Source organism: Paenibacillus sp. Root444D2 (assembly GCF_001426375.1).
Classification (GTDB): Bacteria; Bacillota; Bacilli; order Paenibacillales; family NBRC-103111; genus Paenibacillus_E.
Map to the genome: position 1 here is coordinate 848,714 of NZ_LMEO01000045.1, position 10,998 is coordinate 859,711.

A 10,998-nucleotide genomic window follows, 5' to 3' on the forward strand; every position below is an offset into this window, starting at 1 on the left:
GGAGAGTCCTTTGTTAATGTTACTAGGGATGAGGTAAAACAAGCCAGACAATTAGCCTTATTCTTTATGGCCTTACAAGAAATCGAAATGCAAATTGAACGTTTACAAAGTTAGATGAGTTTTCATGGCTTACTAAGTCGATTGATCATGAGGCACTGTGACAGTTACCGAAGTATCCGTTTTGTTGCCCGCTTTATCGGTAACCGTATAGGTAATGGTATAGATACGTCCGTATCCAACCCCTAATCTTTCAGCACGCAACCGAAATGAAGTGGCCGCTGTACCGATATTTGCCTCCATGTCACCTTGACCACTATCTGGTTCATTGCTTGTAATAGAGGTTAACACCACTGATTCAACGCCTGATATAGCATCACTCGAATGAAGTGCAGCATTTATAACGACCATTTTATGATTCGCAGGCCAAATGGATGTTTTATCTAATTGAACAGTTAGTAACGGTGCCGTCTTGTCAATTTTAAACTCGATAGTTTGGATTTGCTCTACATTGCCTGCTTGATCCGTACTGCGATAATCGACCTTGTATATCCCTTCACCGAAGGCAGGAATGGAATCCGTATAGGTGATCCAACCCCCATTATTCACTTGGTATTCTGTTTTCGCCACGCCGGATAAATTGTCATATACAGACATGCTTACCGTAACATCCGACGTATACCATCCGTAACTGCCGTTATGTGCTGCCGGGCTTACAGTTGCAACACTTACGGGTGCTGTCTTGTCATTAGGCGTTACTTTCACCTCAGTCTCGGCATGAAGAGACGTCAATGGATTCGTGACACGGATCACTGCGCTGCCAACAGCCAGAGCATGCAGCTGTCCTTGGGCATCAATGGCTGCCACGTCGCTATTCGTGCTGCTCCAAAGCAGATTTTGATCCGTTGCATCGTTCGGAGTTATCCCCGCCGTAAATAAATGCGTATCTCCTACTTGAAAATCAAGCGCTTGGCTATCCAAGCTGATGCCCGTAGGGGGGATGAACTCGAACTTGACCACATCCGCACGAAGCGGTCTGTCATGAGCTGGATTCGCATCCTCGACCGTGATGTAGCTGGCACTTCCTCGCGGCAAATCATAGATGCCCAATACCTGCCATGAACCTTGTAATGTAGATTGATCAACGATCTTAGAATCGCTCTTTACGCCATCCGTATAAATCGAGTATTCGGCAGCTTTGGTCGTATACGCCGGAGTCGCGGGCGTTCCTGGCAAATAAACCGATACCCTATATCGTCCGGGCTGGGTGATTGTCGGCGTCCATTTGGCCGATGCGCCTGTTGGGTTCGTAATCGCTCGCGAGATACCGCCGTTATAACCTTGGAGAACCGTGGAAGTCACCCACTTATTCGTAGCGATTCCTAGTGGTCCGTTGACTTCCGTGTATCCCCCATTTGTGCCATAACTATTATAAATCGTAACCTGCTGTATGACGGGCATCGTTACCTGGATCTTCGCTTCGGCATAAAGGGAAGTTAGCGGATTCGTGGCTCGAATCACTGCCTCCCCGACCCCGGTCGCATTCGCATGCCCCTCGGCATCGACAGTCACGACTTGACTGTTCGAACTGCTCCAAATTAGCGACTGGTCAGTGGCCTCAGCAGGCGTAAACACAGCCGTGAAGGAATAATTATCTCCAACCCGTAAATCCAAGGAGTCGGTATCCAGAGCAATTCCTGTCGGCGGTATAGCCTCTAGCTTGATGACATCTGCCCTAAGAGGTCGATCGTGAGCTAGGCTTGTGTCTTCGAGCAGGATATAGCTGCTTGTTCCCCTTGGAAACTCATAGGTACCCAATACCTGCCATGATCCCTGCAGAGAGAATTGATCAACAACTTTCGTCTCCTGTTTTACTCCGTTGATGTAGATCGAATAAGCAGCCATCTTGGTGGTATTCACCGGAGTGGCGGGCGTTCCAGGGAGATACGCTGAAACCCGATAGCGTCCGGACGCGGACACATTCGGTGTCCATTTGGCCGTTGCGCCCGTTGGGTTCGTAATCGCTCGCGAAATACCGCCGTTGTAGCCTTTGAGCACGGTAGAGGTTACCCATTTATTAGTAGCCGTGCCAAGCGGTCCATTGACTTCCACATAGCCTCCCATGCTGTAACCACTATATAGAGTGATCGGATTGGTACTCGTCGGCGGAATCTCTTCGATATAAGGAGCCTCCAACTCACCTTTTACATAAAGCGGATTCTCATCCAGCCGCAGCCGTACATAACCATTCGTTGGCGTATATGCCACCGTATTCCCCATGATGTCCGTGACATGAAGGCTGCTGTGAGTATACAGCTTGAGGTCGGCTCCCGCAGGAGCGTACATGACCCGAATATCCTCCGCTGCTGTATGAAACTTATGACTATAAACGCCAGGTCCAACATCCTCCGTGGTTTGGAAATCCGCTCCCGTTAATTCACGGGTCATAGTCGCATAAGCGGCATAGGCCGGCTTAGGAACATAGGCCCCTTTGACATCGTCAGGATTCCGAATCAAACCGAACGTTCCCTCAAATTCATTCGGAACTGTAGATTTATTTTGCAAATTATAGATATTGATTTTTTGGATACCATTTGCCAAAGCAGTGACAATTCTTCGAGCCACATAGTTGGCTTGGACATGCTCGTCGAAATTGAAGTTACTAAATCCTGTCTCCGAAAGATTGATAGGGATGGTTTGATTATTGTTATAGGTTTTCATTATATTTTTGTGCCTGTTGATATCTTTAACGAAATCCTCTGGATTCCTCGTATACGAATGAAACGAATACTCATCCATATAATTCAGCGCACCCTTTTGGTAAAGCGCTTCCAAAAATGCATCTGAACCCAATTCGCCAAATACAAATCCGGTTATTTTCACATTCGGAAAAAGGGGATGAATTTGTTCGTAGGAGGTTTTTAACAAATTGAAGTAAAAATCCGCTTTCTCTGCCTCAGTGCTAAGTCCCTTCCCGAACGAAGGAATGTCCGGCTCGTTCCAAATTTCCACCTGACCGATCTGGGGATACCTGCTCAATACTTGCTTGCCATATTCAGCAAATGCCGTCCTTCCCTCCAAACTTGTCGGTGCATTTCCCCCATCGTATAAATTATTATATAACGCCAGAGTTAAATAGGGCTTGAGATCGTTCCCCGCTACACGCGACATGAAATCGTCATGGAAGGATTTAAAGCTATAAACCCCCTTCGTCGTATCCTCGATGTCCCCCCACCGCAAGGCATCCCTGACATACTTAACCCCCATTTTTTTGGCAATCGGGATCAGGGCTGCGGAGTCTTGAGCAATTAAGTCGGTTCGTGCAGCATGTGTTTGTACGGAAAAATGCGAATCCGCCACTTGGCTCAGATCGAAATTCGAGACGACCGCGAACGAAGTATCTTTGGAGGCAATAACGTTCCCGTTCTGCTTGGCTGTAATCACTAAGTTGAACCATCCATTTTTACCGGGATTAACGGTTAGCAGGGTCGTTCCGTCACTTACGGCTTGGCTTCCGGACTGTACGGTGTTATTCCAATAATCGGAATAAACCCAATCAATCGAGTCCCCATCTGTATGGATTTGGAAGCTCTTGGTGTCATTTTCATAGAAAATGTTCCCTATTGTGTTTTGCTCAATGGTTAATGCTGCCGCATAAGCAACTTGGTTTCCCGAAATAAGGGTGAACCCATAAGTTGCTAGTAGAGAAAACACAAGAATTGAAGAACATAAACGACCAAGCAATTGTTTCATAGCGTGACTTCTCCCTTCAAATGTAAATAAATGTTTTAAAATCATTCGATACCGATGCTATATTCCCGATGTTCCCCCAATCTCTAGCATAGATTGAAACCGTTTACGATTTAAATTATAAGTAGATGGAAAAATACTGTATACGGACTCTTTTAATTTGTTCAAGGACATTTTTAATCTCTTTCCCCTCTACCTCAGCAATTAAATTTGATGCTTCCGCACCCACGTTTTTGAGCACCGATGATACGCCCCATTTCATTTTCCGCCACAATCTTACTCGCGGATCGTATACGTTAGGATGCATAAAATTAAAATTACTTGCTTTAGAGTGAACTCGAAAGTATATACTGTTGTTATGGAAAAGTTATTAACAATTCGACAGGTTGCTGACATTACAGGTCTTAGTGTTCACACGTTGCGTTATTACGAAAATATTGGTCTTCTTAGCTCAATCCATCGCAATAAAAATGGTTACCGCTGTTACTCAAAAGTAGACATTATCTGGATTGAGTTTTTGAATCGACTGAAAGCCACAGGAATGCCAATCAACAAAATGCTCGAAATCGCCGAGCTAAGGTGGCGAGGCGATTCAACTTTAACTGAAAGGAGAATTCTTCTCGAGGAGCACTACAAAGAAGTTCAACTACATATGATTGAGCTTAACCAAAATTTAAATTTGCTTGCAGATAAGATCGTGACTTATAAGGAGATGGAGAAAAATTACATGCTTAACATAACAGAATGAGTCTGACCCTAATACCCATCAATCATTGGGTATTGTTTGTCGCCAATTCATGAAATACATTTTATCCCTTACATGCATTTTATTGTTCATTCATTGAAACTAAGGAGAATTCTAATTCTATGAAAAAGTCATATATTTCCTCTATCATCGCCATCGGCATATTTGGAATAATTAATACCGAACTTGGCGTTGTGGGTACTTTACCACAGATTACTCAGCACTTCCGAATCAGTGTTTCGCAAGCAGGATTACTTGTAAGTCTGTTCGCTCTCGTCATTGCCATTTTCGGTCCATTTATGACTTTATTATTCTCAGGGGTAAATCGCAAAAATATCTTGGCTGGAGTACTTGCTATTTTTGCAATATCAAATCTTGGCTCAGCATTTGCCCCCAACTACACGGTTCTATTACTTTTTCGAATTCTACCTGCTTTTCTTCATCCCGTTTATTTTTCGGTCGCTTTTACGGCGGCTGCGAGTTCTGTCCCAAAAGATCAAAGTACCAAAGCAGTCGCCAAAGTATTTACTGGCGTGACTGTAGGAATGGTCTTAGGAATTCCGATCACTTCATTTATTGGAAATCAATTTTCTCTTGAATCATCATTTCTATTCTCAGCAGTTATCAATGCTATTACATGTATGAGTATTTTAAGTTGGATCCCCTCCATGCCAGTAAAAGAAAAAATGTCCTATGGGAAACAATTGAAAGTTTTAGTAAAACCCCAATTATGGTTTAATATTGCAACTGCATGTTTGATTATGGCAGCTTTATTCGCCGTATACAGCTATTTTGCAGAATATCTAGGGAAAGTGACAAACATGAAGGGTACAACGATAAGTGTCATGTTAATTCTATTTGGAGCAAGTGGTGTTTACGGCAATCTACAAACTGGTAAGCTATTAAGTAAAAGCATCGTTAAAACTACCATTTTTTATCCTTTGGTATTGGGAATGATCTATTTATTGATATTTTATGCGGGAACCTACACGATTCCGATGATTGTTATTATCATTGTATGGGGAGCTGTTTTCACAAGCGGTCTCATAATAAGCCAGACTTGGCTAACCTCTGAGGCCTCAGAAGCGCCTGAGTTTGCAAATAGCTTGTTTGTATCTTTTGGAAATCTAGGTGTCTCATTAGGTACCACCTCGGGGGGGTGGTTTCTATCCCAGATGGGAACGCATCAGATTATATGGAGCGGTGTATTGTTTCTGATGCTTGCTTTCATCTGCATTGGATTAAAAATCAGGCTTTTTGATCCGAAACGGGATAAAATTTTACTAGCAAAGAATATCACCAGCAACGAATGAACGCTGGCTACCTCAAAGTGTCCGATCCCGCTGGGCTCGCCGCTTATCAGATGGACTCTCACAACTGCCAGCGCATTTTCGTTTTGGTAACCTTTCTGAATCGACATAATAAGTTAAAAGATTTTGACAAACAAGCGTTTCACTTCAGAAGCAGTTGTTTCCGATAGGCAACGAGCGGGAACGTTCGCCTCACTAGAGTGCGCATATTCCGAATAGCAGGATCTGAATTGTTCACCACTTCGTCTGACTGCCTTGTAGCGAAATTGGCCGCCTACAATTCTTGACGCAATACGTTTTACCTACACAACATGTATTTCCTTAACAGGACCTTCTACGAATTGGCCCCGGGTTTGCAGAATATAACGTATCTCTTCGGCAGGAACCATCCGAACATCGCTGAAGCCAGACTTGACAGTTAAAGCTGCGGCGGTTCCTGCTGCTTCGCCGATGGCACTAATTCCTGACATCACACGGTAAGAAGCGTGAGCCTCAAATGTTCCGCTAATACATCTCGAACTTAATAGCAGATTGCCAAATCCTTTAGCGATAAGGCTGCGATAAGGAATATGATAATACCCCGGACTTGGCAAAATAGTCATATACTCTTGGTGATTTTTATTTCCATCTGGATCATGGACATCCACATCATAAGCACAAGCAGCCACCATATCATCAAACTTGCGTACTTGCAGACAGTCTTCCCCGGTTAACATGTAATCTCCGATAACTCTGCGGCCTTCACGTACCCCTAGCTTCGTAAAAATAGTCTCAATCTTCGCATCCCGAAAAGCTGGGTGCTCCCTGATCGCTTCAACTAATTCATACACTTGAACTTTGCCGATTTCAAACGCACGTTCAACGGATCCTGGAATGGTGGGATCAACATCGCTTATCGCAGTCGAATTAAATAGGAATGCTTTCCCATCTGGATAAGGGAATGCTAATACGCCCTGACGCATATTCGTGCTGTTCTTTCTCTGTTTCATCGCAACATAATAGGGCTTGAGCGTCTCTTCCAGCCAAAAAAAGCAGCCCCAACTTGTGACATCTTTCACTTTAAATAAAGAGGTATCGAATCCGGTGAGTTTGAAAGTAACCGTCGCCATCTGCATCTTTCCATCTTTGTCTCGCCCCTTTTGAAACTCAGCTCCTGCCAATGCAGATAAATTCCCGTCAGCCGTCCCGTCCAGGAACACGCGACCAAATACACGCGTTTGCTTAGATCCAGTGATCGTCACTGAACGAATATTCCCATCTTCCACCTGTACAGCGTCCACCTCGCAGTCCGTCCATACGGTCAGATTTTTCTCTTTTTGAATTAATCGATGATAGGTTTCTTTTAATTCCTGTTCGTCATAGCTGGATACCGTTTCCTCGTCAAAGGTCAATCCCGTATTCTGATAGGCCTGCGGGAATAATTCCTTATGAATCCCCGTGTTCACACATCTCCCATCATGATCACGAAACTTGCATACTAAAGCAATAGCCGCATGGACGCCTGTGCCGCCAATCTCACTCATTTTTTCAATAAGCAGCACCTTGCTTTTTAATCTTGAAGCAGCTAAAGCGGCACAAATGCCACCTACTCCTGCCCCAACAATCACAATATCAAAATCGTTTGTAAAATCATTCATGGATATCACTCCTTTATTAAATTTCGCTGCTGTTACCCTTTCAGGCCGCTGCTGGCAATGCCTTCAACAAAGAATCTTTGGAAAATGGCTACGACGGTGATGAGAGGAAGCAGCGCCGAAACCGAAGCGGCCATAATCAAGGAATAATTTGCACCATATTCATCTACAAAGCTGGAAAGACCTATCGGTAGTGTGAACAATTCACTTGAACGCAAGAAGATCAACGGATTCTCATATTCGTTCCAGTGCCAGGTAAAAGTAAGTATGAGGAGTGTTACAATGGCAGGCTTCGTTAATGGCAAACAAATTTGCCAATAGATCCGGAAGAATCCCGCTCCATCCACTTTTGCCGCTTCAAGCAGCTCGTTCGGAATTGTACTGAAAAATTGCCGCATCAGGAACGTTCCGAATACGGTAAAAATCCCCGGTAAAATGACGGCCCAATGGGTGTTAACTAAGCCAATGCGATCGAACAGGATAAACCTAGGGACAAGCAGCACCTGAGCGGGAATGATCATTGTAGCCAAGTACATAAGGAAGATAAAATCTCTTCCCTTAAAATTCAGTTTGGCGAATGCGAACCCAGCGAGGGAGCTGGTGATGATGGAGCCGACAACTGTAAAGAAGGTGATTTTGGCCGAGTTCCAGTAAAACAAAGCAAATTTATATTTGCCGCCCCAAACCTCTTCATAGTTCGAGAGAATCGGATTTTTGGGAATCCAATTGATCGGGTATTTGAATAAATCAGCTTGGATTTTGAAAGACGAAGAAATCATCCAGATAAACGGGATCAAGACCATTACACCCAAAACCAACATGACAAGCGTGAAGCTTAATTTTCGCATAGATACCACTACAAACCCACTCCTCCATTAAAAATGCTGCTGCCACTTCTTCTGGCTGCGCCATTGAATCAATGTAATCGAAAATATGATGACGAACAAAACCCAGGACATCGCTGCCGCATAACCCATTTTATAATTCTGGAAGGCAGTGAGATAAATATGATAAGCAATAACCATCGTCGAACTGACTGGACCGCCTTGTGTCATCACATTCACAACAGCAAAAACCTGGAAGGTGGAGATAATAAGAGTGATGGCAATCAAAAAGGTAGTTGGCTTCAGCATGGGTACTGTGATACTGAAAAACTGCCTCATCCCTGTGGCCCCGTCAATCGAAGCCGCTTCATATAAATCTTTCGGAATCCCTTGTAATCCCGCCATATACAGCACCATCGTGTATCCGATGTAAGTCCAAACGACCATAATGATGATAGCCGGCAATGCCCACGCCGTACTCCCCAACCACCCGGGAGGATCGGTCACCCCTAGTGATCTTAGGAAGGCATTGATGGGACCATCCTGGGCATTGTAAAGCACGCTCCATACTACAGAAACGGCAACCAAACTGCTGACATAAGGAAGGAAAAACAAAGTTCGTAATAAACCCTTGGCATAAACATGTCGATTAAGCAATACGGCTACAACCAAACCTATCGCCATTGCACTGGGCACCGTTACGCCTGTCAAAATAAAATTGTTCTTGAGTGCGTGCCATAAGTAAACGTCATTCACTAATTTTTTAAGATTTCCTAGTCCAGCGAAACTCAGCCCAGCAAAGCCCTTTAAGTAATCCCAATCTGCAAAAATCAGCATAAAACTGAAAAGCAGAGGTAGAATTACGAAGAAAAAAACGCCGAGAAAGTTCGGCAAAATAAACAAATAACCCGCCAATTGTTCCTTCATGTTATGTTTGGACGCTCGTCGCATGATGCCACCTCATTTAGCTATATTCAACCCATACCCGTATCATAAACAGTAGCGAATCAGAGTGGAATGGCGTGATTTAGGTTGTTACAGCGTTGATTTTAAGATGTAGGAAAACAAATTAAAAAATAGGAGCAGGAGATAAATAGGCAAGCTAGATGTGCTTATTGCACAAACTATCTCAGCATTTCGCGTGATAAGACCACAGAGCGTGCTTATTTACTCCATTTCCTTCCTTTCTTGGCGTATGAACGAACAATAAGCACTCGTAGCTTACTTATACCTCCAAAACAGCAGAAATTCGAACAAATAAGCACTCATAGTTGCCTTATTTTCTGTTTCGAATCGTTTGGGGGATATGGATTTAGGCTCAGCATGAAGAAAAAGGACCTGGCAGACTTCAAATTGAAGTCCGTCAGGTCCCTTTTCTAACACAACCTTTATTTTTTTTCAGCCTTAATCGCTTGATCCGCTCTTGTCTTCATATTCTGAATGGCTTTGTCTAAGGGCTGCACACCCATGACGTATTTCTCTGTTTCTTCATTAATGATTTTGGTCATTTCCGGTAAAGCGGTGGAAATCGTTTGAACGGGGAACGTATAATCGCCTTTGATTAGAGATTTCAGAGAATCCACGTTAATTAGGTTTCCTGCATCTCCAACCATGAGCTCAGCCACCTTATCTACATCAATCTTCTTGGAAGACGGCAACCGTCCACCCGGAATCATGAGAAGATTCCCTTCGGTTAGGTACCACGAGATAAATTGAAAGGCTTCGTCTTTGTTCGAAGACGTATTGTTAATCGACATGAAGTCGTTGAAGCCTGCTGTATTCACTTTGCCGCCCTTCTCTAACTGGGGTACTGGCGCAAAAATGGTTTTGAAGTCATGCGGGAAGCTTTTCGTATCCTTTACATTCCTTAGCAGATGTGTACCTCCGAAAATCATGGCTGATTTACCGGTTAGAAGCTCGTTTGGAGGAAGCAGTTTGTTGGCGATAATTTCTGGCCACTTGACCGATAATCCTTTGTCCTGCAGCGCTTTTTGATATTCCAAGCCCTTCTTGACGGCAGGACTGTCGAAGGTTGACAATCCATCCGCTGTATAGTAGGAATCCACCGGCTTATTCTCAAGAATGGCAAAACGCACCATATTATCGTCTGGAACCTTGATAAAACTGCCCTTCTGGTCCGGTGTATGCAGCTTCTCGGCAAGAGTCATGTAGTCATCCCATGTCCATCCTTGAGCCGGAATCTTCTCTCCCGCTTTCTCCAAGGCCGTTTGATTAATCATAACGGAAGATAATAGCTTCATAGCCGGTAGATAGTGCGTTTTCCCTTTATACGGGACGACATTATCTTTGCCAATAATATCATCCACATTAAGCTTATATTTGCTAATCAAATCATCCAACGGAAAGGTGACGCCCGCATTCGCTCGGCGATTGTAATTCGTTTCTCCATAACTGAAGAAGATGTCTGGAGCATCGGAGTTGCTAATAAGTGCCGTATCGAGCTTCGTGTTGCCGCTATCGTCGTTCACGTAACGTGTATACTCCACTTGAATATCAGGATGTAAGCTGTTCCACTTCGTGACCACGTCCTTGGGTCCACTTTCTTCTGGAATGCCGCCCCACATCTTAAGTTTGACGGCTTTCTTGGGAACTGCGGAGCTTGCAGTCGTTGCTGCAGCGGGAGATGAGCTTGATGGGTTGTCGCCTTTTGCACAGCCGGAAAGCATCAAACTAAATGCCATTGTGAGTGATAGTGCGGAATAAATCGATTTGTTCAT

Annotated in this window: 7 protein-coding genes; 2 read left to right on the plus strand and 5 right to left on the minus strand. The window is 44.1% G+C overall.

The window, feature by feature from the left end:
* Positions 1-132 precede the first annotated feature (132 nt).
* Positions 133-3,750: a golvesin C-terminal-like domain-containing protein gene (locus tag ASD40_RS25045; RefSeq protein ID WP_057305852.1), complete on the minus strand. Its 3,618-nt coding sequence runs from the start codon at positions 3,748-3,750 to the stop codon at positions 133-135.
* Positions 3,751-4,105: 355 nt separating this feature from the next.
* Here ASD40_RS25045 and ASD40_RS25050 point away from each other — a divergent pair, with 355 nt between their 5' ends.
* Entirely contained in the window at positions 4,106-4,495 is a 390-nt protein-coding gene (locus ASD40_RS25050) for a MerR family transcriptional regulator (RefSeq protein ID WP_057306308.1), read from the plus strand.
* 119 nt (positions 4,496-4,614) lie between these two features.
* A complete protein-coding gene (locus ASD40_RS25055; protein WP_057305853.1) occupies positions 4,615-5,805 on the plus strand; it encodes an MFS transporter in 1,191 nt (396 codons plus the stop codon).
* 299 nt (positions 5,806-6,104) lie between these two features.
* Here ASD40_RS25055 and ASD40_RS25060 read toward each other — a convergent pair whose 3' ends face one another.
* From ASD40_RS25060 to ASD40_RS25075, 4 genes are all read right to left on the minus strand, one after another.
* Positions 6,105-7,439, minus strand: a complete 1,335-nt coding sequence (locus ASD40_RS25060; RefSeq protein ID WP_057305854.1) for an FAD-dependent oxidoreductase — start codon at positions 7,437-7,439, stop codon at positions 6,105-6,107.
* A 32-nt stretch (positions 7,440-7,471) separates the two neighbouring features.
* Complete coding sequence (locus ASD40_RS25065; RefSeq protein WP_057306309.1) at positions 7,472-8,284, minus strand: carbohydrate ABC transporter permease; 813 nt, start codon at positions 8,282-8,284, stop codon at positions 7,472-7,474.
* 27 nt (positions 8,285-8,311) lie between these two features.
* Entirely contained in the window at positions 8,312-9,211 is a 900-nt protein-coding gene (locus tag ASD40_RS25070; RefSeq protein WP_057305855.1) for a carbohydrate ABC transporter permease, read from the minus strand.
* A 437-nt stretch (positions 9,212-9,648) separates the two neighbouring features.
* A complete protein-coding gene (locus tag ASD40_RS25075) occupies positions 9,649-10,998 on the minus strand; it encodes an ABC transporter substrate-binding protein (RefSeq protein ID WP_057305856.1) in 1,350 nt (449 codons plus the stop codon).

Coding starts and splice junctions, on each gene's coding strand:
- ASD40_RS25045 (WP_057305852.1), bottom strand. CDS start 3,750: ATGAAACAATTGCTTGGTCGTTTATGTTCTTCAATTCTTGTGTTTTCT.
- ASD40_RS25050 (WP_057306308.1), top strand. CDS start 4,106: ATGGAAAAGTTATTAACAATTCGACAGGTTGCTGACATTACAGGTCTT.
- ASD40_RS25055 (WP_057305853.1), top strand. CDS start 4,615: ATGAAAAAGTCATATATTTCCTCTATCATCGCCATCGGCATATTTGGA.
- ASD40_RS25060 (WP_057305854.1), bottom strand. CDS start 7,439: ATGAATGATTTTACAAACGATTTTGATATTGTGATTGTTGGGGCAGGA.
- ASD40_RS25075 (WP_057305856.1), bottom strand. CDS start 10,998: ATGAACAAATCGATTTATTCCGCACTATCACTCACAATGGCATTTAGT.
- ASD40_RS25070 (WP_057305855.1), bottom strand. CDS start 9,211: ATGCGACGAGCGTCCAAACATAACATGAAGGAACAATTGGCGGGTTAT.
- ASD40_RS25065 (WP_057306309.1), bottom strand. CDS start 8,284: ATGCGAAAATTAAGCTTCACGCTTGTCATGTTGGTTTTGGGTGTAATG.